Origin of the sequence: Lentzea sp. NPDC092896 (genome assembly GCF_044754905.1) — a bacterium.
Taxonomy (GTDB): Bacteria; Actinomycetota; Actinomycetes; order Mycobacteriales; family Pseudonocardiaceae; genus Lentzea.
In genome coordinates, this window is sequence record NZ_JBIVPX010000001.1 from 13,465 (window position 1) to 36,277 (window position 22,813).

A 22,813-nucleotide genomic window follows, 5' to 3' on the forward strand; every position below is an offset into this window, starting at 1 on the left:
GGTTATCGTGGCACGGTGGACGACTACCTACAGCGCATCGGTGCCTCACGCACGTCGTCGCTGGCAGAGCTGCACGAACGGCACCTGCTGACGGTTCCGTTCGAGAACCTCCACACCCACATGGACACCCGGATCGTGCTGGAGATCCCGTGGCTGCACGACAAGATCGTGGTGCAGCGCCGTGGCGGGTTCTGCTACGAGCTCAACGGGATGTTCGCGGAGTTGTTGCGCGACTTGGGACACGAGGTCGACCTGCTCGCGGCGCGGGTGTACGGCGAGGGGCGACGGCTCGGGCCGCCGTTCGACCACATGGCGTTGCTCGTGGACGGTGCCTGGCTGGTGGACGTCGGGTTCGGGTCCTTCTCGTTGCGCCCGCTGTCGTGGACGTCGCGGGAGGACCAGAAGGACCCGGGCGGCGTGTTCCGGCTGGCGAACAACGGCGACGACGTGGACGTGTTCCACGACGGCTCGCCGGCCTACCGGCTGGAGCGCAGGCCGCGTGAGCTGGCGGAGTTCGTGCCGACCTGCTGGTGGCAGCAGACCTCGCCGGAGTCGCACTTCCGCAAGGGCCCGATGGCGACCCGCGCGTTGCCGGTCGGGCGGATCACCGTGACGGACAAGAAGGTCGTGCTGACGGAGAACGGCCACAAGACCTCGACCGACGTCGAGGATCCTGCGGCCGCTTTCCTTGACTACTTTGGAATTCACTTCCGGCAGAGCAACGCGTCCGGCGTCCTGCGCCAGTTGTAGGCGACACCGGCGATGTGCTCGTCCTGCGCGCACTGGCCCTTGTAGTGCCCGTTGGCCCAGTCGCCGCCCTGGTCCGGCCGGTTGTCACCCCGGTCGAACCACAGCACCCGCGTCTGCGACCCCTGTGCGACGGGCGCGCAGACCAGCGTGAAGTTCGCGTAGCCGACGGCGGCGTTCCCGTTCGGGCACTGGAGCTTCGTGTACCCGGACGCCCAGTCGTTGGTCACGTGCTGCTCGTTGGTGACCCTGGTCGTGTTGCTCCACTGTGGACCGCTGACGCACAGGCCGCGGTTGCCGGTGTGGCTGATGCCGACGAGCTTCTCGTTCTGCGGGCACGATTCCTTGATGAGCTGGTTCCAGCGGGTCTCGCGCGGGATCTGCCCGGTGCGGCTGGAGGCGTTGACGAGACGGTTCCACGCGCCGGCCCGCCAGTCGTCGCCGTCGTTGACGCCCATGCGGTTTCCGGCGGCGTCCCAGTGCAGCAACGCCCAACCGTTGCCGCCCCGGTTGGTGTGGAAGCCGACCAGCGGCCAGTACGCGAAGTCGGTGTCGTTCGCGATCAGCTGGTTCACGAACCGCTCGAACCAGTCGCGCGCCACGGGGTTGTTCTCCTCGCGGCCGCCGACGCCGAACTCGCTGATCCACAGTGGCGCGGTGAAGTGCTTCTGCGCCTCGGTGATGAAGAAGGCCTGGCGTTGCAGGACGTTGATGTGCTCCTGCGGCGAGAGGTCCTGGTAGCGCGGGTCGCTCGTCTCACCGATTCCCGAGGCGCCGCTGTGGTTCGGGCCCGTGTAGCCGTAGAAGTGGGCGGAGTAGACGAGCTTGTCGGGGTTGGCGAGCGTGTGGCTGAGGAAGCGCGCCGGCTCCAGCGTCGGGCGGCCGTGCGCGAAGCCGTCGACGGGGATGCCGGTCCAGTTGATGCCCTCGACGACGACCAGCAGGTCCGGCGCGGTCTGCTGGATGCGGTCCGCGGCCTGCTGCGAGGCCTTGTGCCAGTCGTGGTCGTTGCCCCAGCCCCAGTTCGGGTCGTCCCAGACGTTGCGGCGCACCTCGTTGTAGAGGTCGGCGCCGACGACCCGCTTGTTCGCCTTGTAGCGGTCCGTCATGAACGCCCAGTCGTTGATCCACTGGTCGGTGCTCTGGCTGGTGTTCCACCGCTCGTTGCCGTCGACGCCGCAGCACCAGCGGGACGTCGTGGTGTGGTTGTTGAGGATGACGGCGAGGTTGTTGCGAGTCAGTTCGGCCACGACCGCGTCGTAGACCTCCAGCGGCCGCTTTCCGTTGAGCTGCGCGTCTTTCAGGCCGTTGACGGGGTTGATGTCCTTGATCATCTGGTTGGAGAACGGCAGCCGGATGCTGTTGACGCCGATCTCCTTGAAACCACTGATGATCGTGGCCATGGTCGCGCGGTCGAGCCCGAGCGGGACCTGGTCGGCCTTCTCGCCGGAGTGGTGGGTGGCGGGGTCGTTGATGTCGCCGGAACCGTTGTAGGTGCCGCTGGCACCGTGCCAGTTGCCGGACTTGAGCTTGAAGCGGTCGCCGTTTGCGTCGACGATCCACCGGCCTCGGGTGCTGAGGGGGCCGGTCCAGGCCGCCTCCTCCGCGTGCGCTTGCACGGGAGCCACGAGACTCGCGGCCAGGAGCAGGGGAGCCAAGACGCGAATCGTTCTCATATCTGAACAGGCTAGTTGACAACCGGGGTGCCGCATCAAATACTCGGAACCGAGCGATCGGAGCCGAGTGATGAAGAACCCGCTGGGTATGGCGGTGCTGGGATTGCTGCTGGAGTCGCCTTTGCACCCACACGCGATGGCGGCCACGTTGCGCGAACGCGGCATGGACAGGTCTTTCAAAGTCACGACAGGTTCGCTCTACGACGTGGTGCGCGCGCTCATGCGTGAGGGCTGGATCGAGGCGCGCGAGACGGTGAAGGTCGGTGCCCGGCCGGAACGGACCATCTACGGGCTCACCGCGGCGGGGCGGGAGGAGTTCACCCGCTGGGTCGACCGGCTGGTGCGCGAACCGCAGGCCGAGTTCCCGAAGTTCCTGTCCGCCGTCAGCTACCTCGGCGCGCTCGGGCCTTCCGGCGCGGCGGAGGCGTTGCGGGAGCGGGCGGAACGGTTGCGGGCGTCGCTGGAGGAGATGCGCGGGTCCCATCAGGCCGCGTTGGAGCAGGTGCCGCGGCTGTTCGTGGTGGAGGTCGAGTACGCGGTCCGCCTGGCGGAGGCCGAGCTCGGGTGGGTCGAGGAGATCGTCGGCGACGTCGAGTCCGGGCGGCTCGCGTGGCCGGAGGGGGAGCGATGACGGTTCTGGTCGCCGGCGCGGGCCCGGCGGGGTTGATGGTCGCGGCCGAGCTCGCGCTGGCCGGTGCCGAGGTGGCCGTGGTGGACGCGGCGCCTCGGCGGTTTCCGCATCCGCGTGGCTTCACGTTGTCCGCGCGCAGCCTGGAACTGCTCGACCGGCGTGGGCTCGCCGAGCGGTTCCTCGCGGAGGGACCTGTTGTGCCGTACGGGATGTTCCTGCCGGGGATGGGCCTCGACTTCTCCGTGATGGACACCGATCACCCGTACGCGCTCGGCATCGCGCAGAACCGCGTCGAGGAACTGCTGGAGGAGTGGCTCGCCGAACTCGGCGTGCGCGTCCAGTGGGGGCGTGAGGTCGTGGACTTCTCGCAGGATCCTGACGGTGTCGACGTCGTCGTCGGCGATGAGCGTTGGCGTGTCTCGTATCTGGTCGGATGCGACGGCAGCCGCAGCGTGGTGCGCAAGCGCGCCGGGATCGCCTTTCCCGGCGTGGACGCGACTTCGCACGGGTTGATCGCGGACGTCGAGGCCGACTTCGACGCGCTGGCGACCGGTGAGGTGTTCGTGCTGCCCCGGCCGGGGTACGTGCGGATCGTGCTGGACGAGCCGGAGCCGCGCTCCGGTCCGGTCGAGCTCGGGTACGTCCAGGAACTGCTGAACGCGCGCCTGGGCCGGGTGGTGCCGCTGGGGAGGCCGTTGTGGCTCAGCAGGTTCTCCGACGCGGCCCGGCAGGCGGAGAGCTACGTGCGGGGCCGGGTGATCCTGGCCGGCGACTCCGCGCACGTCCATCCGCCCGCGGGGGCGGTCGGGGTGAACGTGGCGCTGGCCGACGCGATGAACCTCGGCTGGAAGCTCGCCGCGACCGTCTCCGGCCGGGCGTCGGACGGCCTGCTGCAGACCTACCACGACGAACGGCATCCGGTGGGGGCGCGCGTGGTGCGGACGACGCGCGCGCAGTCGTTGCTGGGGCGCGAGGACCTCTCGCCGGTGCGAGACCTTCTAACGGAACTGAGCGGGGTGGCGGGCAAGTACCTCGCCGAGCTCGTCACCGGTGTCGACACGCGGTATGACCCTCGTATACCGGGAGACCATCCGCTGCTCGGGCGTCTGGCGCCGAACCTCGCGGTGGAGGTCGGCGGCAGGTCCACCACCGTCGCGGAGTTGCTGCGTCCCGGCCGGCCGGTGCTGCTCGACGACCTCGACGACCTCGGTGGCGTGCTGATCAGGCCGGACGGGCACGTCGCCTGGGTCGCCGACCCGGACACGCTCCCCGCCGCGCTGCGGACGTGGACCGGGCCGTGATCGCTGTAGCAGCTCTGTAGCACTTATTGATGGGTTGAGCTACAGTGGTGGCATGCAGCAGCTCAAAGCCATCGGCCAGCGTGAGCTCCGCAACGACAACGCGGAGATCATGCGGCGCGTCGAGGCGGGTGAGAGCTTCGTCGTCACCCGCAACAACAAGCCCGTCGCCCAGCTCTCGCCCTATCGCGCGGAGGTCGTCTCGAAGCCTTCGCTGGGCGAGGTGCAGGTGCTGTTCGGCACCCTGCCGTCCGTCGACGGGGACCGCTGGGAGGCCGACCGGCGAGCCGCCGACGAGGTGTTCGGCACCGACGACCCGCTGGCAGACCCGTGGCAGAGCTGAGCTGTCTGCTCGACACCTGCGTGCTGATCAGGCTGGAGCGGGCGAACCTGGGCGAGTACCTGAACGCCCGCCCGTTCCTGAGCGCAGTCACGATCGCGGAGCTGGCGTTCGGGCTCGACACCGAGGACCCGGTCGAGCGGTTCGCCCGCACTGAGCGGTACTACGCGGCGCTGCAGACGTTCGAGGTGCTGCCGTTCGGCGTCGAGGAGGCCAAGGTCTACGGGCAGATGGCCTCGCTGGTGCGCCGGGCGGGTCGCAGTCCGCGGCCGCGGCGGATGGACCTGCAGATCGCGGCCACGGCGGCGGTCGCGGGCCTGCCGGTGCTGACGATGAACGTCAAGGACTTCAAGGACGTCGAACGACTCGTCGAGGTCGTGCCGATCCGTCAGGTCTGATCGGATGCCGCCGGTTCGCGTTCAACCGGCGAGGAACGCCCGCACCCGTTCCAGGTGATCCACGCCGATCCCCTTGCGCGGGTCGACCGGCACCAGCAGCGTGTCCGGCCTGCTCGACGCCCACTCCTGGTCGCGTGCCTGGAAATCGTCGTCCAGCCACGCGAGCGGACGCGTTCCCGCCCACTCGGTGATCGCGGGAACCTTGCCGTGGTGGCCGTCCTGGTGGTCCGCGCCGCGCCCGCCGAAGTCGATCCACTCCAGCTCGGGCAGTCCGATGCGCGGCCCGATGAACTCGTTCGCCTCGTGCTCCCACGTCGTCGCCCACACCAGATCCGCGTCGGCGGCAGCGGCGAGCGAGAGCAGCCACGGGCCGTGTGACGGGTCCAGCCACACGCGCAGAGGCCGGAAGAAACCGTACGGACGGATTCGATGCGTGGTGTAGCCGGCGGGGCGTCGGGTCGGCTTCGCCATGAACGGGTTCAGCGGGCCGTCGACGTCCAGGAGGATCGCAGGACGCGAGAACATGACCTGATCGAAACATCCGAACGGCTAATGATCCGGCGATTCATCCCGATACGTGACACATGACTGTCACGGACATCGCGACGTGGGGCACGGCGGACCACGTGCGGGCCGCGCTGGAACGTCAGCTCGAAGGCGCGCTGGTAGAGGTTCCCCACGACGACGACTCACCTCGCTGGGCGTTCAGCGAGGCACTGCGCAGATCGTTGATGCTGCGCCAGAAGAACCCGTTCGAGGTCGTCGCCATCGGCCTGCCGGATCTGCTGCGTTACCGGGACCTGGTGGCGGGCTCCGAGGTGACGTTGCGCGCGACGAACATCGACGCCTACTTCATCCGCGAGGACGGCAGCGCGGAGCAGTACGTGCCCGAAACGGAGTGAAGCCCCGGCTCCGTCGAGAGAGCCGGGGCTTCAGCACCACCACACACTAGGCAGGCACGGAAGCCACGCCCGGTGCCAGGAAACGCTTGCCCGTGACCTTCTCCGAGATGCCGGTGCGGTCCAGGTACGGCGTGATGCCGCCCAGCCAGAACGGCCACCCGGCGCCCAGGAGCATGCACAGGTCGATGTCCTGTGCCTCCGCGACCACGCCCTCGTCGAGCATGATCCGGATCTCCTCGGCCAGCGCCTCCAGCGCGCGGGACTTCACCTCGTCGCCCGTCAGGGGCGAGGAGCCGAACTCCCACAGGGCCTGGACCTCGGGGTCGACGGTCTGCTTGCCCTGCGCGTCCCACTGCCAGACAGCGCCCTTGCCGGCGGCGACGAACTTCTTCATGTTCTCCGACACCGAGAAGCGGTCCGGGAACGCGCCGTGCATCGTCTCCGACACGTGCAGCGCGACGGCGGAACCGACCAGCTGCAGCAGGATCATCGGTGACATCGGCAGGCCCAGCGGCTCGGTCGCCTTGTCGGCGACCTCGAACGACGTGCCCTCGTCGACCGACTTGATGACCTCGCCCATGAAGCGGGTCAGCAGGCGGTTCACGACGAACGCGGGCGCGTCCTTCACGAGCACCGAGGACTTCTTGAGCTGCTTGCCGATCGAGAACGCCGTCGCCAGAGTGGCGTCGTCGGTCTGCTCGGCGCGCACGATCTCCAGCAGCGGCATGACCGCGACCGGGTTGAAGAAGTGGAAGCCCACGACCCGCTCGGGGTGCTTGAGCTTCGACGCCATGTCCGTGATGGACAGCGACGACGTGTTCGTGGCCAGGATCGCCTCGGCGGAGACGTGCTCCTCGACCTCGGCGAACACCTGCTGCTTGACGGCGAGGTCCTCGAACACGGCCTCGATCACGAAGTCGGCGTCGGAGAACGCGCTCTTGTCGAGCGAGCCGGAGACCAGTGCCTTGAGGCGGTTCGCCTCGTCCGGCGAGATCCGCTTCTTGCCCGCCAGCTTGTCGATCTCGCTGTGGACGTAGCCGACGCCCTTGTCCACGCGCGCCTGGTCGATGTCGGTCAGCACGACCGGCACGTGCAGGCGGCGGATGAACAGCAGCGCCATCTGCGAGGCCATCAGGCCCGCGCCGACGACACCGACCTTGGTGACCTTGCGCGCCAACGACTTGTCCGGTGCGCCGGCCGGCCGCTTCGCGCGCTTCTGCACCAGGTTGAACGAGTACAGGCCCGCGCGCAGCTCGTCGCTCATGACGAGGTCCGCGAGGCCCTCGGTCTCGGCGGCGTAGCCCTTCTCGAGGTCGTTCTCGCGCGCCAGCTCCAGCAGTTCCAGCGCCTTCAACGCGCCGGGCGCCGCGCCCTTGGTCTTGCCGTGCACGATGCCCTTGGCCCGCGCGACGGCGGCGTCCCACGCCTCACCGCGGTCGATCTCCTTGCGCGGCACCGTGATCTCGCCGCGCACGACACCGGACAGCCACAGCAGCGACTGCTCCAGGTAGTCGGCGGAGTCGAACAGCACGTCCGCGATGCCCAGGCCCAGAGCGTCCTTCGGCTTGAGCATCTTGTTCTGGTTCAACGCGTTCTCGAAGATCACCGTCACGGCGTCGTTGGCGCCGATCAGGTTCGGCAGCAGCTGCGTGCCGCCCCAGCCCGGGAACAGGCCCAGGAACACCTCGGGCAGCGCGATCGCGGCCGCGTTCGACGCCAGCGTGCGGTAGTGGCACGACAGCGCGAGCTCCAGGCCACCGCCCATGACCGCGCCGTTGACGAAGGCGAAGGTCGGGATGTCCGAGTCGGTGAACTTCTTGAAGACCTCGTGGCCCAGCTTGCCGATCGTGACGCCCTGCGAGCGGTCCGTCGCCTGCTCGACCGCGGTCAGGTCCGCGCCGACCGCGAAGATGAACGGCTTGCCGGTGACGGCGATGGCGGCCGGAGAGGCCGCGTAGGCCTCGTCGAACGCCGCGCCGAGCGACACCAGCGACTGCGGGCCGAACGTCGACGGACGGGTGTGGTCCAGGCCGTTGTCGATCGTGATGAACGCGACCGGCTTGTCCAGGCCGGGCACGCTGATCAGACGCGTCTTGGCGTGGGTGACGACCTCGTCGGGGAAGATCGCCTTTGCTTCCTCAGCGGTGATGGTCACTTGCCACTCCAGTTCGGGTTCTCCCAGATGACGGTCCCGCCCATGCCGATGCCGATGCACATGGTGGTGAGGCCGTAGCGCACGTCCGGACGCTCGGCGAACTGACGCGACAGCTGCGTCATCAGACGCACGCCGCTGGACGCCAGCGGGTGGCCGGTCGCGATCGCGCCGCCCCACTGGTTCACGCGGGCGTCGTCGTCGGCGATGCCGAAGTGGTCGAGGAACGCGAGCACCTGGATCGCGAACGCCTCGTTGACCTCGAACAGGCCGATGTCCTCAATGGACAGACCGGCGCGCTGGAGAGCCTTCTCGGTGGCGGGAACCGGGCCGATGCCCATGACCTCGGGCTCGACACCCAGGAACGAGTAGCCGACCATCCGCATGCCGACGGGCAGGCCGAGCTCGCGCGCGGTCTCCTCCTCGGCGAGGATGCAGCCGGTCGCGCCGTCGTTCAGACCGGCCGCGTTGCCCGCCGTGATCCGGCCGTGCGGGCGGAACGGCGTCTTGAGCTTGCCCAGGTCCTCGACCGTGGTGCCCGGACGCGGCGGCTCGTCGGCCGTCGCGAGGCCCCAGCCGTTCTCCGCGGAGCGGGTCGCGACGGGCACGAGCTCCGGCCCGATCTTGCCGTTCTTGAGCGCGTCGGCGTACTTGGCCTGGGAAGCGGCCGCGTAGGCGTCGGTGCGGTCCTTGGTGATGTGCGGGAACCGGTCGTGCAGGTTCTCCGCGGTCTGGCCCATCACGAGCGCGCTGGTGTCGACGATCCGGTCCGACAGGAAGCGCGGGTTCGGGTCGACGCCCTCACCCATCGGGTGCCGGCCCATGTGCTCGACACCGCCCGCGATGGCGATGTCGTAGGCGCCGAACGCGATGCCGCTCGCGGCCGTGGTCACGGCGGTCATCGCGCCCGCGCACATGCGGTCGATCGAGTAGCCGGGCACCGACTTCGGCAGGCCCGCGAGCAGTGCGGCGGTACGGCCGAGCGTCAGGCCCTGGTCGCCGATCTGCGTCGTGGCCGCGATCGCGACCTCGTCGACGCGCTCCGGCGGCAGCTCGGGGTGCCTGCGCAGCAGCTCACGGATGACCTTCACGATGAGGTCGTCTGCACGTGTCTCGGCGAAAATCCCCTTGGGGCCGGCCTTGCCGAACGGCGTGCGGACGCCGTCGACGAAGACCACGTTCCGAACGCGTGCCGGCGCTGCTGGTGCGGCCACGGCGTCTCCTCCACTTGTGGTGACAACTCTGTCCACTACCGGCGGGACTGCGCGACATCCCTACCGGTCGGTAACGCCAACTCTAACCCTAGTTACTGGTGAGTAACCACTGCGGTGCCCCTGTTCGTTGTGTCACACACCTTGCGCACGATCAGGAACAGCGGCAACCCGACCGGGGCCACCAGGATCGTGATCACCAGAACGGGTGCCATGACCAGCGGGTGCACGTTGAGCCGGCGCCCCTCGAGGTACATCCAGCGTCCGACGAACAGGTCCCACGCGAGCATGTGCGCCCACACCAGGGCGGTGCCGGAGGGGGTGGCCAGGTACTCCGCCAGCGGCCCGATCTCGGGTCGGGTGACCAGTGGCAGCACCGTGGAGAGCTCCGGGACCAGCAACACGACGTAGATCAAGGCCGGCGGCAGCACGATCAGGTACGACTCGGCGATCCTCTTCGTCCACGACCACTTCGGCGCGAAGATCATGAGCGCCCAGAACGGCGCTGCTACCAGGAACGTCAGTTCGAACAGGGTGGCGGTCATGCGTTCACGAGCTCCTTCTTCGGTGCGCGCGCCCACACCACACCGAGTGCGGTCGCGACGATGATTCCGGCCAGCGCGAGCAGGGTCGTGCTGTCGGGTTGGACCAGGGACTGGCCGCGCAGCGCCTGCCACGTCACGAGCAGGAAGATCCCCAGGAACGAACCGCTCGCGACCCAGGCGAGCTTCGCGTTGGCGCGGTTGCCGAGCAGCGCGATGAGCACCGGCAGCACCTGCAGCGCGTGCATGCCCACGAAGTGCCCGACCCTCAGGTCGCCGTGCTCGGTGCTCCAGCCGGTGATCGCCATGTAGGCGCCGCCGTCGGGGGCGCCTACCGTGTGCGCGCCGAGCGTGCCGCCGTCGAGGGCCTGGCCGGGCTTCGGCTGCGTCATGAGGAACCCGACGCCGAGTCCCAGGAACGAGATGAGCAGCCCGAGCCGGATCGACCACGACAGGGCCTCGTTCTCGATCTTCGTGCGCCACAGCAGCACGGCGACGATCGCGTGCGTCACCCACAGCACGACGATCGTGGAGCCCATGATCGAGAACAGCGTCGTGTCGAGCGGCGTCTCGAAGTTGAAGTGACTGCGCTTGCCGCGCACGACCTGGCCGACGATCACGACCATCTCCAGCGCGCCGGCCGTCGCCAGGATCGTGCCCGCCCACCAGCCGACGCGCTGGAACCTCTTCAGGTACGTGAGCAGCCACGCCAGCGTGAACGCGTAGATCGCCAGCGACACGGCGAACTTGAGCGGCTTGAGCCAGATCGGCGAGTTGACCAGCGTCCGGTCGTCGATCAGCAGCCCGAGGAGCGCGATCGGGATCAGCACGACCATCAATCCGCCGAAGACCACTAACGGCCGGTGCCACGTGCGAAGCATCTCTATACCCCCTGAATGGATAGCGGCACTCTCTACTATCCGGAAGCTACACTATCCATATGCGTGTTGGCGAGCTTTCCAAGAGAAGCGGCGTCGCGGTGCCGACGATCAAGTACTACCTGCGCGAGGGACTGCTGCCCGCCGGCGTGCTGACCAGCCCGAACCAGGCCCACTACGACGAGGAGCACCTGCGCAGACTCCGGCTGGTCCGTGCCCTCGTGGACGTCGGCGGCCTCTCCATCGCGTCGGTGCGCGAGGTCCTCGCCGCCATCGACACCCGCGACGAGTCGCTGCACAACAAGCTCGGCGCCGTGCAGGAGGCCATCAGCCAGCCGAGCGCGGTCGAGCTCGACCCGCTCGCGGTCGAGGACGTCCAGGCCTTCTTCGCGCGGCAGGGCGAGACCGAGTGCGCCGACGTCACCGAGAGCAACGTGACCCACATGCTCGCCGCGGCCCTGACCGTGGCCCGCTCGGTCGGCCACGACCACTTCCGCGACCTGCTCGACCCCTACCTGGAGGGGCTGAAGATCATCGCGCAGGCCGACGTCGACTACATCGCGAGGCAGAGGTCGCGCGACGACGTCATCGAGGCGATGGTCGTCGGCACCCTCATCGGCGACACCGTTCTCAAGGCGGTCCGGCGGCTCGCACACGTCCAGGTGTCGCGCGACGTGATCGGCGACGGACCCGTCGGCCCAGCGTCCTGAACTGATATATCGGCCGACATATCAGTTCAGCGCCGCCTCCACCTGCGCCTTAGCAATGACTCTTTGGACTTCGTCCGCAAAAGACTCGTTGCAAAGGGCTGGAGGGAAGGTGGCGGCGGGGTGAAAGAGCGGGCGTCCTGCCGGACATGACCCGGGGTGGAGCAGGTGGACGTGGAACCGCGCCAGACGGGTTTCGAGGCCGTCGCGCAGGAGCTGATCGAGCCGCTGCGCCGGTACCTGGCGCGGCGGACCGACGCGGCGACCGCGGACGACGTGCTGTCCGAGACGTTGCTGGTGGCCTGGCGGCGCCGTGCCGACATGCCGGCCGAACCGCTGGCCTGGGCGTACGCCGTCGCGCGCAACTGTCTCGCCAACGCGGAACGGACGCGGCGCAGACAGGACCGGTTGCTCGTGCGGATCTGGCAGCTCGCCAGACCGCCGGAGCACGCGCCGGCCCGTGACGACCCGGATCCTGGGCTGGCCAGGGCACTCGCGCGGCTGTCCGCCGCGGACGCAGAGCTGATGCGGCTCTGGGCGTGGGAGGAGCTCGGGCCCGCCGAGATCGCACAGGTCGTCGGGACGAGTGCCAACGCGGTCAGCATCCGCCTGCACCGGGCACGCCGGAAGTTGAAGTCCCTGCTGGACGAGCAGGCGGAAGGAGAGCGGCCATGACGGACGACGACCTGCGCGACCGGATGCGCCGTGCCGATCCGGCGGCCTCGTTGCGCCCGCTGCCCGACGACGAGACCCGGCGGCTGGTGGCCGGGGCCGCGCTCGACGTTCCCGTCGCGCCGCGTGTCTCCTCGCGAAGGCTGCCGGTGCTCGTCGGGGCCGCGGCCGTGATCGCGGTGGTCGCCGGGGTGCTCGTGGCGAACAGTGGTGGTTCCGGGCAGGCGCCGAGCCCGGACGTCGCGTTGCCGACCTCGACCCGGCCTGGTCTGGAGAACGGTTCTGGGCTGCCCGACAACAGCGGCGGACGACCCACGACCAGCGGTCAGCCGCGGCCCGGCACCAGCACGTCACAGACGCCGCCGCCGACCACCACGTCGTCCGACGGTCGCAAGACCACGGTCGCCGTGCTCACGGAGGCGCCGGTGGATCCGGAGGTCCGGTGCCGCAAGCCGGAGGCGGCGGTTCTCCAGGAACGTGCGCAGATGGCGTTCGAGGCCACCGTGCTGCGGATCGAGGGCAACGTCGTGACGCTGCAGGTGCATCGCGCGTGGACCGGTGAGGCCGACCTCGTCGAGGTCAGGAACACCACCAACTCGCCGGTGCTGGCCGGGTTCGAGCCCGAGGCCGGGCGGAGGTACCTCGTCGCGGCGAGCGACCTGCAGGTGATGGGCTGCGGCTACAGCGGACTCGACGAGCCCGAGCTGCGCGCGGTCTACGACGAGGCGTTCCCGGAGCGCTGAACGAAACCGGCGATGCGCCTGGCGGCGCATCGCCGGTTCGTCGCTACTTCGTCAGGTAGGCGCTGATCACGGTCTGCGTGACCGAATCACCGCCCTTGCCCACGGCCGTGGCCCGCAGCGAGACGCTTCCGCCCTTGGCCGGGTTGAGCACGAACAGCGAGTCGCCGAAGACCAGCGTCCGCTGCCAGGTGGCACCCTTGTCGTAGGACACCTGCGCGGTCAGCGACCTCGTCTTGCCCTGCACGGTCAGCGGGATCCGCTGGAACCGGTGCGCGGGCAGGGTTCCGTCGAGGCCGAGCTCCGGAGTGAAGCGGACCATCGTCAACGGCACCTGCGTGACGGCCGAGGTCGTGGCCGAGTCGAAGCCCCACGTCGTCGTGACCGAGGTGCTGATCGCCGCGACGCCCGAACGGTTCGCCGTGGTGGTCAGCTCGTAGCGGCCGCGAGCCTGCGGCAGCGAGAAGAACGTCTCCAGGTCGAGCGGCCGGTCGGTCGAGTCGACCACCTTGCCGCCGACCTTCAGCACCGTCGACCCCGAGTCCACGACCGACCCGCCGGAGCGGCCCTGCCCGTCGGCGAAGAACGGCAGGCTGCCGAAGAGGACATCCCCGTCGCGGTACAGGCCGACGCGGCGTTCGCCTGTCAGCTTCGGGCCGAAGACGCCGGTGTTGAACGTCTTCCTGTAGGTGCGGCCCGGCTTGAACTGCTCGTCGTCCGCGTTCCAGTACGCCTCGGTGCCGTCGGCGTTGTCCTGCTCGAAGCGGAAACCCCAGGTGTGCTTGGGGGAGTAGAGGTACATCTTCCTGGTGTGCGGCAGGGCGTACCCGAAGGCGACGCCGAACAGCGGGCTGTCACCGAGAGCGGCGCTGGCGAACAGGTAGCCGGTGCGGCCCTCGGCGGTGGCGCCCGCCGAGGCCTCGACGGTCACGAGGTCCTTGGACTTCAGCCGCTTGTCGTAGCCCGTCCAGAACTTCGTGAGCGTCGTGGACTGGTCGGCGAGGTGGAACTCCTCGCGGTCGGCGCCGGTGTAGGAGGCGACGACCAGCTCGTTCATCTCGCCGGCCTTGCCCTCCGGACCGACGTGCGCGGTGTTGAGGACGCTGAGCGGCAGGCCCAGCAAGCCGAAGCCGTACTCCATCGACGGCATCTTGTGGCCGACCCTGATGTACGAGTGGCGCTCCGTCGGGTTGCCCGGCCAGCCGATGTCGACGGGCTTGGCCTGGCGGGCGTCGAGCGTGATCGTGGTGTCGGCGCCGACCTCGATGTTCGTGCCGTTGAACCAGTTGTACTCCGCGTTCGGCTGCTCCGGCGAGACCCACTGGCGGCCGGTCAGCAGGTAGCGGCCCTTCGGCACGCGCAGGGACTCGAGGCCGGTGCCGAGGCCGACGTAGTCGCCCTGCGCGTCCCCGGTGACGCCCTGCAACTCCGCGCGCCAGTCCGCGGCGGGCTTGCCGTCGCTGCCGATCGCCTTGACCGTGACGGTGTAGCGCTCGGGTTCACGCGTCACGGCCGCAGGAGTCACCACGGACTGGCCGCCGCCGCTCGCGTTGATGTACGCGCTGAACGTGCCGGACGCGTCGCCACCGATCTTGGTGTCGGCGGTCAGCGTGGTGGTGGCCGTGCCGTGCGCGGGCACGGTCACAGTGGCGTCCTTGAGCGTGAAGAAGCCCTGCGGCGCCGCCGTGTCGACCTTGAGCGTGAGGGTGACCGGCTGGTCGCCTTCGTTGCGGTAGGCGACATCTCGCGTCATCGGGACGTCGTCGTTGTGCGGCCACAGCGCCGTGCCGAAGGAGACCGAACCGGACGAGACGGTCTGCTTGATCGCCATGGCGACGTCCGTGCGTCCGGCGCCCTGCTCGAACGGGTTGTGCGCACCGGGCTTCGCCGACGCCATCAGCGCGGCCTTGATCTGGTCACCGCGCCAGTCGGGGTGCACCTGGGCCAGGATCGCCGCCGCGCCCGTGACGTGCGGGGTCGCCATCGAAGTGCCGCTCAGCGAGATGTAGCCCTCGGCGGGCTTGGGCATGGTCTCGCCGAGCCTGCCCGCCGCCGCGGCGCCGATGCCGACGCCAGGTGCGGTGATGTCCGGCTTGATCGCGCCGTCACCCTCGCGCGGTCCGGTGCTGGAGAAGCTCGCGAGCTTGTCGTCGCGATCCACGGCACCGACGGTGAGCGCGGCGTCCGCGCTTCCGGGGGAACCGACGGAGTTCGGGCCGAAGTTGCCCGACGCGATGACGAACAGCGTGCCGGTCTCCTGCGAGAGCCTGTTGATCAGGATCTCCATCGGGTCCAGCAACGGGCTGTCCTCGCCGCCGAGGCTCATGTTGACGACGTCCGCCTGCTGCTCGACCGCCCACTCGATGCCCGCGAGGATCCCGGACTCGTAACCGGACCCGTCGTCACCGAGCACCTTGCCGTCGAGGATGCGGGCGCCGGGAGCCACACCCTTGAACTTCCCGCCGGACTTCGCCCCGGTGCCGGCCGCGATCGACGCGACGTGCGTGCCGTGGCCGACGCGGTCCTGGTTGTCGGGGGAGTCTGTGAAGTTCTTCTCCGCGACCTCCTGCGTGGCGAGGTCCGGATGCGTGTTGTCGACACCGGTGTCCAGCACGGCGATCTTCACGCCCTTGCCGTCGAACCCGGCCTGCCACGCCTGCGGAGCCCCGATCTGGGCGGTGCTGCGGTCGAGCGCGGCCTTGCGCACCGCGTCCAGCCAGATCGTGGGCTTCTGCGCCTGACGGGAGTTGGCCAGCGACTTCCACACGTCCGGCGCGGTCTCGGCGGTCACCGTGACGGCGTCCACCCCGATGCGGCCGAACGAGCGCGCGCTCGGCAAGCCGGACCCCGCCGACACGAGCACGCCGAGACCCTTGCGCTTGGTGTATTCGGGCCTGCTCAGCAGCGCGAGGTCGAACAGGCGCCGGTCCAGCCGGCCCTCGGTGATCATCGGCTCCACGTCGGCGGGCACGGCGTAGAGGTGCGTGCCGTCCTCTCTGGTGGAGACCATGATGTGCTCGCGACCCGGCGCGGCCTTGAACTGCTGGGGCTTGCCCTTGTCGTCGGTCAGCACCTGGTCACCCGTGATGAGGGTGATCCACTGCTGCCGGTCCGATGCCGGCGCGCTCGTGGTGGCGGCCGTGGTCGCGGCGGCGGGGGTGGCGCCGCTCAGGGCCGTGGCCAGCACGAGGCCGGCCACGGCGAGGGGGAGATGAGGTTTCAACGGAGGCCTCTCCTAGGGACGGACAACTCCTCGGCGGCATATGTCCGTCAGTCGGCCCCGATATTTCGCAACGGCAACTGTCAACACTCCGGTACAGCTGGATCATGACCGGCCGCGTCCCCTGGGACCCCGACAGCTACCTCGCGCTCGCCCGCCTGGCCTGCTTCGTCTGCGAACTCCTCGCCGGCAACCCGGACTGCCCGCACCACGTCGCCTATCGCGACGACGTCGCCGTCGTGTTCGCGAGCAGGTTCCCGTCGGTGACCGGCCACTTCCTCGTGGCGCCGGTCGACCACCGCGAGCACGTCATCACCGACTTCACGCCCGACGAGTACGCGGCGATCCAGAACGTGGTGCACCGGGCGGGCAGCGCCCTCGGTTCGCTGCTGCCCGTCGAGCGGCTCTACGTCCTGTCGCTCGGCAGCCGGCAGGCCAACCGGCACGTCCACTGGCACCTCGCCCCACTGCCGCCGGGGGTGCCTTACGAAGATCAGCAGATCGCCCTGTTCGAGGCTTCCCGCGGCCACCTCGACCTGCCCGACGACGAGGTCGCGGACCTCGCCCGGAGGCTCGGCGAGCGCATGGCCAACTGATATATCGGCCGATGTGTCAGCTCAGGGCGCCCCGTGACCTGCGCCTTAGCAATGACTCTTTGGACTTCGTCCGCAAACGAGTCATTGCAAGGGGAGGTGGAGGAGCCAGCGGGCCTCGCCGTCGTGGACCTCGTCGGTGGCGGTGAGGCCGGCGGAGGTGGCGACGGCGGCGGAGGCGTGGTGATCGGGATGGATGTGCGCGATCACGGTGTGGACCGGCTGGGTGCGGAGCCAGGTGACGAGGCCTTGGGCTGCCTCGCGGGCGATGCCGCGGCCCTGCCACGACGTGCCGACGACCCACGCGATCTCGGCGGTGTGGTCGGCGAGGGTGATCGTTGCTTGGACGGTGCCCGTCAGGCGGTCTTCGTCGCGGAGCCGGATCACCCAGTTCAGCCATCGCACGGCTGGGTCGGGGGAGCCCTCGGCCAGGCGTTCGTAGCGGGCGAGGAGGGCTTCCGGGGAGAGCGGGGTGCCGCCGGTGAAGGTGTGCAGGGCCGGGTCGGACAGCACCTCCGCCATCTCGGCGGCGTGCTCGGGGAGCAGCGGCAACAGGTCCAGGCGGGCGGTGCTGATCAACGCTGAAGGCCCCTTTGCAACGAGTCTTTTGCGGTCGAAGTCCAACGAGTCATTGCTAAGCGGCAGGTCAGGGAGGTGAAGTTGGGCGATATATCAGTTGGGGCGGTGGTGGCGGTGCAGGAAGGCGGCGACGAGGTCGTCGGTGAACGTGCGGGGGACCGGTGAGCCGGTGACCAGGACGCGGTAGTAGATGGGGCCGACCAGGTGGTCCAGGGCCGCGTCCACGTCGAGGTCGGCGGGGAGTTCGCCGCGGTCGATCGCGCGCTGCAGGGGGAGGCGGTCGCGGTCGCGCTGGTGGCTCAGGTGGTCGTCGCGGAGTCTGGTCGCCAGGCGCGGGTCGTGCTGGGCCTGGCCCGTCAGGGCGCGGAACACCGCGCCTGGGTCTGAGTCGGTGAGGAACTCGGCCAGGGTCGCCAGATGGGTGCGCAGGTCGGTTTCCAGGTTGCCGTGGTCCTGCGGGGTTAGGTGTTGGGCCATGTCCTCGGTGAAGGCTTCGAGCAGCACGTCGACCTTGGACGGCCACCAGCGGTAGATCGTCTGCTTCGCGACGCCGGCGCGGGCGGCTATGCCCTCGATGGTCACGCCGGCGAACCCGCGTTCGGCAAGCAGGTCGTCGGCCGCCTCTAGGACCGCCTGCCGGGCCTGTTCGCTGCGTCCGTGCCGGTTTCCGCGGTGCGCGGTGCTGCTCTCCATCGGCCACCTCCAGGAGCCGTACCTTAGTCAGGGCTAGGCTAGACGCAACGTTGCGTCTACTCTGGCGGCCATGACCATCACATTGCACGAGCCTCGGGTTCGTTCGGTTCTCGACCGGCTCTTCGACGCTGCCGCGGGTGACGACCACTTCGACGCGCCGTCGTGGGGCGATCTGCGGTCGGCCAGTGCGCAGGAACGCGCTGACGCACTCGCTGGCGTCTACATGCCGATCTCCGCGCGTGGGGGAGATCTTCTCTACGGGCTGGTGCGGGCTAGCCGGCCGGAGACCGTGGTCGAGTTCGGCACGTCGTTCGGCATCTCGACGCTCTACCTGGCGGCCGCGGTCGCCGACAACGGCAAGGGACACGTGTACGGGACCGAGATGTCGGAGGCGAAGGTCGCCACCGCGCGGAAGAACCTCGACGAGGCGGGGCTCGGTGGGGTCGCGACGATCCTGCCCGGCGACGCCCGTCGCACGCTGGCCGACCTGAAGGGGCCTATCGGGCTGGTGTTGCTCGACGGCTGGAAGGAGCTTTGCCTGCCGGTGTTGCGGGATCTGGAGTCCCGGCTCGCGCCCGGAGCGCTTGTCGTCGCCGACGACATCGACCAGGAGTCGATGGCCGACTACCTCGCCTACGTGCGCGAACCGGCCAACGGGTACGTCAGCGTCGCGTTTCCGGTCGAGGACGGCATGGAGATCAGCTGCCGTGCGTGATCAGATCCCGCACGGCAGCTGATATATCGGATATCAGTTAGCAGGTTCAGAAGGAGCTGCGGGAGGCGCGGGCGGAGGTGCCGTTGCCGCCAGTGCCTTCGTGAGGGCTTCCAGCGTGAGGTCGATCTGCCACGACCGGGCCCCTCCGTCGCGCAGCACGGTGGCCACGGATTCGGGGGAGAGGTCGGCCGGCGGTTGCCAGCAGGTGCGGCGCACCAGGTCGGGCAGCAGCAGGTTCTCCACCGGGAGGGTGTTGGCCTCGGCGATGGTCGCCAGTGCCGCACGGGTCGCGGCCAGGCGGGCCGCGGCGTCCGGGTCCTTGTCCGCCCAGCGGTTGGGCGGGGGTGGGCCGTCGTGCTGGCCCGCGGGTTCCGGGAGCTCCGACTTGGCCAACGCGCCCGCCTTGCGCAGGGCGTTCATCCAGACGCCGGACATGCGGCGCTGGGAGCGGCCGCGGAAGACCGGCAGTGCGAGGAGTTCGGCCTCGTTGGCCGGGTTGCGGGCGGCTGCCTCCATGAGGGCTGAGTCCGGGAGGACTCGGCCTGGGGCTATGTCGCGGTCGCGGGCCACGGTGTCGCGGGCTTCCCAGAGCGAGCGCACGAGGGCCAGTTGCCTCTGGTTGCGCACGCGGTGGATACCGGACGTGCGCCGCCAGGGGTCGGTACGGGGACGCGGCAAAGGCGCCATCCGCACCGCCTCGAACTCTTCGAGCGCCCAGGCGAGTTTGCCCTGGCGCTCAAGCTCGGTTTCGAGAACGTCGCGCAGCTGCACGAGCAGCTCCACGTCGAGAGCGGCATACGTCAGCCAGTCGGCAGGAAGGGGCCGGCGCGACCAGTCGGCCGCGCCGTGCCCCTTCTCGAGCCTAAAACCGAGTAGCCGTTCCACCAGCGTGCCCAGTGCGACACGCTCGAACCCAGCCAGCCTGCCCGCCAGCTCGGTGTCGAACAGCACGCCGGGTCGCAGCCCGAGTTCGGCGAGGCACGGCAGGTCCTGAGACGCCGCGTGCAACACCCACTCAGTGCCATCCAACGCCTGCACCAGTGGATCGAGCCGTCCGCCTAGGGCGATCGGATCGACCAACCATGTGCCGGCGCCTTCCCGGCGCAGTTGCACCAGATAGGCACGCTGTGAGTAGCGGTAGCCCGAGGCTCGCTCGGTGTCCACCGCGACCGGGCCCTTCGCCCCGGCGAGCGCGTCAGCGGCTCGCCGGAGCGCAGCTTGATCGGCGACCACGGGCGGGACCCCATCAGCAGGTTCCGTCAGCGGTACCGGATCTGGTCCGGTTGGTGCGGTTGGCTCGTCGGCGGGTACATCCACAGCGGATGACCCTACGACGATCGCACCACTCACAGGTGTTCTCGGCCGGTTCAGTGCTTCAAACCGGTATCTAACGGATCACGCCGGCACGCATGGCCAGCGCGACCATCTGAGCGCGATCACCGGTGCCCAGCTTCCGGCCGATCCGCGACAGGTGAGACTTCACCGTCAACGCGGACAAGCTCAGAGCCTCGCCGATTTCCTTGTTGCTCTGGCCATCGGCGACCAGCTGGAGCACCTCGACCTCACGCGCGGAGAGTTCCCGCGGCGTGTTGTCCGTGCCCGGCACCCGAGTACCCGCTGCGAGTACTGGTGCCACGCTCGGATCTGCGTAAACGCCACCATCGAGAACCCTGCGCACCCCGTCGGTGACCACCATCGGAGAGGCGGACTTCAGGAGGTACGCCTGGGCGCCCGCCTGGAAGGCCGACCTGACCGCGTAGGGGTCGTCGGAGGATGCGAGGACCACGATGCGGGGCCAGCCCTGAGCACGGAGTTCCGTGACCAGGTCGATGCCGGTGCCATCCGGCAGGCCCAGATCGAGGATCGCGAGGTCGCAAGGACCGGTTGCAAGTGCCCGCGCCCGAGCCTCTGCCACCGATGCGGCCTCATGCACTGTCCCGGCTCCCATTTGGGTGAGCCGAGCTGATATCGCCTCCCTCAGCAGTGGGTGGTCGTCGACCACCAGCACTGAAAAAAGCTCTTCCCGCGGGTGCGGGACCATGTTCGCCGGCAACGAGCCGGCTGGCGTGGTACGAACGGCCTGACCTAAGCCGACGGCAGCCACGTCACTACCTCCCTGGAGTCGGTCGTGCCCCCCGACCGGCACCGGAGACTTTCGTCCAATCAGCCGCGCCACTGATCGACCGAAAGTGGTGTCGTCTGGGGCAGCGTAGCCGCCCATGCGGGTCTACGGGACGATCAATCGGGTATCTATCCCTATTGAGTTGTGACAGATGGCCCCATGTGTCACACGATTGGATGACAACTAGATAGGGGGTGTAACGCGAGCCCCTCTCAGAACGACATCTTGGAGTTGGTTGTGTCTAGTAGTTCTGGTGTCGAGCGAGCGCGGGCCCTGCTGCAGCGTGAGCCCCTCGTCGACGGCCACAACGACCTCCCGTGGGCTCTGCGCGAGTTCGGCGACGGAACGGGCGAGGACGTCTACACGACCGCCGCGAAGATCGATCTCACGGAACGTCATCCCAGCCTGCACACGGACCTCGTGAAAATGCGCGAGGGCGGCCTGGGGATGCAGTTCTGGTCCGTCTGGATTCCGGGCAGGCTGGCGGGTGACGGAGCGGTCACCGCCGTGCTGGAGCAGGTCGAACTGGTCTACGCGCTGGCGGAGCGGTACTCCGATCACCTGGGCCTTGCGACGACCGCCGCCGAAGCTGAAAAAGTTTTCGCCTCCGGGCGTGTCGCCTCCCTCCTCGGGGCCGAGGGCGGACATTCCATCAACTCTTCACTCGGGGTTCTGCGCGCGTTGCGCCGCCTGGGCGTCCGATACATGACACTGACCCACAACGACAACACCCCGTGGGCCGACAGCGCCACTGACCAGCCCGAACACGGCGGACTGACGGAGTTCGGCCGCGACGTCGTGCGCGAGATGAACCGGATCGGCATGCTCGTCGACCTGAGTCACGTCGCGCCCAGCACGATGCACGCCGCGCTGGAGACGAGCGTCAAGCCCGTCATCTTCAGCCACTCGTCGTGCCGCCATGTTGCGGACCACCCGCGCAACATTCCGGACGACGTGCTGGTCAAGTTGAAGGCAAATGGCGGTGTGGCCATGATCACATTCGTGCCGGACTTCGTCTCACCCCGTGTCGCTGAATGGGATGCAGCCCTTCGAGCGGCCATGACGGCCGCCGGCGCGAACCACGCCGACATGGGGGAGCGCAAGGCGTTCGGCGAGAAGTGGGTCGTCGAGCACCCGAAGCCGGTCGCCACGCTCGACGACGTCGTGCTGCACCTCGACCACGCCCGTGAGGTCGTCGGCGTCGACCACCTCGGTGTCGGTGGCGACTACGACGGAGTCCAGGCGCTGCCGCAGGGCCTGGAAGACGTCTCCACCTATCCGCACCTCTTCGGCGCGCTGCTCGACAAGGGCTGGTCCGAGGACGACTGCGCCAAGCTCGCGGGCGCGAACGTCCTGCGAGTGCTGCGGGACGCCGACGCCTAGGGCTGGCGCTGACCGAAGAGAGTGACGCCGACCGGCGGCAGCCCGACGGCCGTCGCCATCAGCTCGTAGAACGCGGTGCCGTGCTCGGCGAGTTCTCCGTCGAGCGCGGTCCACGACGCGCGCAGCTCCAGATCATCGGTGCGCGCGGGGCCGGCGATGTCGCCGAACCGGGCCGACGACGTCTGCGTCACGGTTCCGCCCAGCGCGGTGAACCCGGCTCCGGACTGCTCCAGCGCCTCGGTCAGCCACGACCACCCGACCTCGGGCAGCAGGGGATCGGACGCGAGCTCGTGATCAAGCTCGACGCGCACGTACGCCACGACGCGCAGGACACCGCCCCACGCCTCGTCGCCGTCCGGATCGTGCAGCAGCACGAGCCTTCCGGTCGACAGTTCGTCCGACGGGCCGGTGACCTCAGCCGTCAGCGCGTACGCCCACGGAGCGAGCCGCTGCGGTGGGCGAACTTCGGTGAGTTCGATCTCGGGCCTGTGGCGAACCGACTTGAGCGTCCCCACCGCCCGGCGGAAGATTTCCGGCTCGGTCACACAACTGACTGTATGCCTCGCAATCCGGCCGAGTGACGGCGGCACGCCGGGACGTGGGACCATGAAAGA

The 22,813-nt window shown here is 69.0% G+C and carries 24 protein-coding genes; 12 read left to right on the forward strand and 12 right to left on the reverse strand.

All coding sequences use genetic code 11. The features are described 5' to 3' along the window. The first annotated feature begins 15 nt into the window (after positions 1–15). Positions 16–750 (forward strand): arylamine N-acetyltransferase, encoded by a 735-nt coding sequence (locus ACIQF0_RS00080; protein WP_401023113.1) that lies wholly within the window; start codon positions 16–18, stop codon positions 748–750. Here the strand turns inward: ACIQF0_RS00080 and ACIQF0_RS00085 are convergent. Further along, positions 705–2,405: a glycoside hydrolase family 5 protein gene (locus ACIQF0_RS00085; RefSeq protein WP_401023114.1), complete on the reverse strand. Its 1,701-nt coding sequence runs from the start codon at positions 2,403–2,405 to the stop codon at positions 705–707. The two genes, ACIQF0_RS00080 and ACIQF0_RS00085, sit on opposite strands and share 46 nt — an antisense overlap. Before the next feature lie 88 nt (positions 2,406–2,493). On the opposite strand from ACIQF0_RS00085, the gene ACIQF0_RS00090 reads away from it, so the two are divergent. The 4 genes from ACIQF0_RS00090 to ACIQF0_RS00105 are packed head-to-tail and all read left to right on the forward strand — an operon-like array spanning position 2,494 to position 5,090. Beyond that, positions 2,494–3,054 (forward strand): helix-turn-helix transcriptional regulator, encoded by a 561-nt coding sequence (locus ACIQF0_RS00090; protein ID WP_401023115.1) that lies wholly within the window; start codon positions 2,494–2,496, stop codon positions 3,052–3,054. Further along, entirely contained in the window at positions 3,051–4,355 is a 1,305-nt protein-coding gene (locus tag ACIQF0_RS00095; protein ID WP_401023116.1) for an FAD-dependent monooxygenase, read from the forward strand. Before ACIQF0_RS00090 ends, ACIQF0_RS00095 begins: the two co-directional genes overlap by 4 nt. A gap of 52 nt (positions 4,356–4,407) precedes the next feature. Next, on the forward strand, positions 4,408–4,695 hold the full coding sequence (locus ACIQF0_RS00100; RefSeq protein WP_401023117.1) for a type II toxin-antitoxin system Phd/YefM family antitoxin: 288 nt from the start codon (positions 4,408–4,410) through the stop codon (positions 4,693–4,695). Next, entirely contained in the window at positions 4,683–5,090 is a 408-nt protein-coding gene (locus tag ACIQF0_RS00105) for a type II toxin-antitoxin system VapC family toxin (protein ID WP_245822608.1), read from the forward strand. The genes ACIQF0_RS00100 and ACIQF0_RS00105 overlap by 13 nt, the downstream gene beginning before the upstream one ends. A 21-nt stretch (positions 5,091–5,111) precedes the next feature. Here ACIQF0_RS00105 and ACIQF0_RS00110 read toward each other — a convergent pair whose 3' ends face one another. Then, entirely contained in the window at positions 5,112–5,615 is a 504-nt protein-coding gene (locus tag ACIQF0_RS00110) for an HAD domain-containing protein (protein WP_360046672.1), read from the reverse strand. Between the two features lie 59 nt (positions 5,616–5,674). Between ACIQF0_RS00110 and ACIQF0_RS00115 the strand changes: the two genes are divergently transcribed. After that, positions 5,675–5,992, forward strand: a complete 318-nt coding sequence (locus ACIQF0_RS00115) for a hypothetical protein (protein WP_360046673.1) — start codon at positions 5,675–5,677, stop codon at positions 5,990–5,992. A gap of 46 nt (positions 5,993–6,038) precedes the next feature. Here ACIQF0_RS00115 and ACIQF0_RS00120 read toward each other — a convergent pair whose 3' ends face one another. From ACIQF0_RS00120 to ACIQF0_RS00135, 4 genes are all read right to left on the reverse strand, one after another. Beyond that, the gene (locus tag ACIQF0_RS00120; protein ID WP_401023118.1) at positions 6,039–8,147 is read right to left on the reverse strand and encodes a 3-hydroxyacyl-CoA dehydrogenase NAD-binding domain-containing protein; all 2,109 of its coding nucleotides are present in this window, start codon (positions 8,145–8,147) and stop codon (positions 6,039–6,041) included. Then, positions 8,144–9,358 carry a thiolase family protein gene (locus ACIQF0_RS00125; RefSeq protein WP_360046675.1) on the reverse strand — a complete coding sequence of 405 codons (1,215 nt, stop codon included), beginning with the start codon at positions 9,356–9,358 and terminating at the stop codon, positions 8,144–8,146. The genes ACIQF0_RS00120 and ACIQF0_RS00125 overlap by 4 nt, the downstream gene beginning before the upstream one ends. A 92-nt stretch (positions 9,359–9,450) precedes the next feature. Beyond that, complete coding sequence (locus tag ACIQF0_RS00130; RefSeq protein ID WP_401023119.1) at positions 9,451–9,900, reverse strand: ABA4-like family protein; 450 nt, start codon at positions 9,898–9,900, stop codon at positions 9,451–9,453. Beyond that, positions 9,897–10,778 carry a hypothetical protein gene (locus ACIQF0_RS00135; RefSeq protein ID WP_401023120.1) on the reverse strand — a complete coding sequence of 294 codons (882 nt, stop codon included), beginning with the start codon at positions 10,776–10,778 and terminating at the stop codon, positions 9,897–9,899. The genes ACIQF0_RS00130 and ACIQF0_RS00135 overlap by 4 nt, the downstream gene beginning before the upstream one ends. A 59-nt stretch (positions 10,779–10,837) precedes the next feature. On the opposite strand from ACIQF0_RS00135, the gene ACIQF0_RS00140 reads away from it, so the two are divergent. The 3 genes from ACIQF0_RS00140 to ACIQF0_RS00150 all read left to right on the forward strand — a co-directional run bounded on the left by ACIQF0_RS00140 (position 10,838) and on the right by ACIQF0_RS00150 (position 12,897). Beyond that, entirely contained in the window at positions 10,838–11,485 is a 648-nt protein-coding gene (locus ACIQF0_RS00140; protein ID WP_401023121.1) for a MerR family transcriptional regulator, read from the forward strand. A 165-nt stretch (positions 11,486–11,650) separates the two neighbouring features. Further along, entirely contained in the window at positions 11,651–12,157 is a 507-nt protein-coding gene (locus ACIQF0_RS00145; protein ID WP_401023122.1) for an RNA polymerase sigma factor, read from the forward strand. After that, entirely contained in the window at positions 12,154–12,897 is a 744-nt protein-coding gene (locus ACIQF0_RS00150) for a hypothetical protein (protein WP_401023123.1), read from the forward strand. The genes ACIQF0_RS00145 and ACIQF0_RS00150 overlap by 4 nt, the downstream gene beginning before the upstream one ends. Before the next feature lie 43 nt (positions 12,898–12,940). Here ACIQF0_RS00150 and ACIQF0_RS00155 read toward each other — a convergent pair whose 3' ends face one another. After that, the gene (locus ACIQF0_RS00155; protein WP_401023124.1) at positions 12,941–16,117 is read right to left on the reverse strand and encodes a S8 family serine peptidase; all 3,177 of its coding nucleotides are present in this window, start codon (positions 16,115–16,117) and stop codon (positions 12,941–12,943) included. A 104-nt stretch (positions 16,118–16,221) separates the two neighbouring features. On the opposite strand from ACIQF0_RS00155, the gene ACIQF0_RS00160 reads away from it, so the two are divergent. Further along, complete coding sequence (locus ACIQF0_RS00160) at positions 16,222–16,710, forward strand: HIT family protein (protein WP_401023125.1); 489 nt, start codon at positions 16,222–16,224, stop codon at positions 16,708–16,710. 81 nt (positions 16,711–16,791) lie between these two features. Here ACIQF0_RS00160 and ACIQF0_RS00165 read toward each other — a convergent pair whose 3' ends face one another. Both ACIQF0_RS00165 and ACIQF0_RS00170 read right to left on the reverse strand, forming a co-directional pair. Further along, positions 16,792–17,286, reverse strand: coding sequence for a GNAT family N-acetyltransferase (locus ACIQF0_RS00165; RefSeq protein WP_401023126.1), 495 nt, complete (start codon positions 17,284–17,286; stop codon positions 16,792–16,794). A gap of 93 nt (positions 17,287–17,379) precedes the next feature. Beyond that, a complete protein-coding gene (locus ACIQF0_RS00170) occupies positions 17,380–17,979 on the reverse strand; it encodes a TetR/AcrR family transcriptional regulator (RefSeq protein ID WP_401023127.1) in 600 nt (199 codons plus the stop codon). A 70-nt stretch (positions 17,980–18,049) separates the two neighbouring features. Between ACIQF0_RS00170 and ACIQF0_RS00175 the strand changes: the two genes are divergently transcribed. Continuing rightward, positions 18,050–18,694: a class I SAM-dependent methyltransferase gene (locus ACIQF0_RS00175; RefSeq protein ID WP_360046685.1), complete on the forward strand. Its 645-nt coding sequence runs from the start codon at positions 18,050–18,052 to the stop codon at positions 18,692–18,694. 33 nt (positions 18,695–18,727) lie between these two features. Here ACIQF0_RS00175 and ACIQF0_RS00180 read toward each other — a convergent pair whose 3' ends face one another. Beyond that, positions 18,728–20,011: an HRDC domain-containing protein gene (locus ACIQF0_RS00180; RefSeq protein WP_401023128.1), complete on the reverse strand. Its 1,284-nt coding sequence runs from the start codon at positions 20,009–20,011 to the stop codon at positions 18,728–18,730. Between the two features lie 70 nt (positions 20,012–20,081). Next, positions 20,082–20,735 (reverse strand): response regulator transcription factor, encoded by a 654-nt coding sequence (locus ACIQF0_RS00185; protein WP_181320591.1) that lies wholly within the window; start codon positions 20,733–20,735, stop codon positions 20,082–20,084. A gap of 318 nt (positions 20,736–21,053) precedes the next feature. Between ACIQF0_RS00185 and ACIQF0_RS00190 the strand changes: the two genes are divergently transcribed. Continuing rightward, the gene (locus ACIQF0_RS00190) at positions 21,054–22,199 is read left to right on the forward strand and encodes a dipeptidase (RefSeq protein ID WP_401023129.1); all 1,146 of its coding nucleotides are present in this window, start codon (positions 21,054–21,056) and stop codon (positions 22,197–22,199) included. On the opposite strand, the gene ACIQF0_RS00195 is transcribed toward ACIQF0_RS00190, so the two are convergent. Beyond that, the gene (locus tag ACIQF0_RS00195) at positions 22,196–22,744 is read right to left on the reverse strand and encodes a DUF3000 domain-containing protein (protein WP_229905701.1); all 549 of its coding nucleotides are present in this window, start codon (positions 22,742–22,744) and stop codon (positions 22,196–22,198) included. The genes ACIQF0_RS00190 and ACIQF0_RS00195 overlap by 4 nt on opposite strands. Between the last annotated feature and the right edge of the window lie 69 nt (positions 22,745–22,813).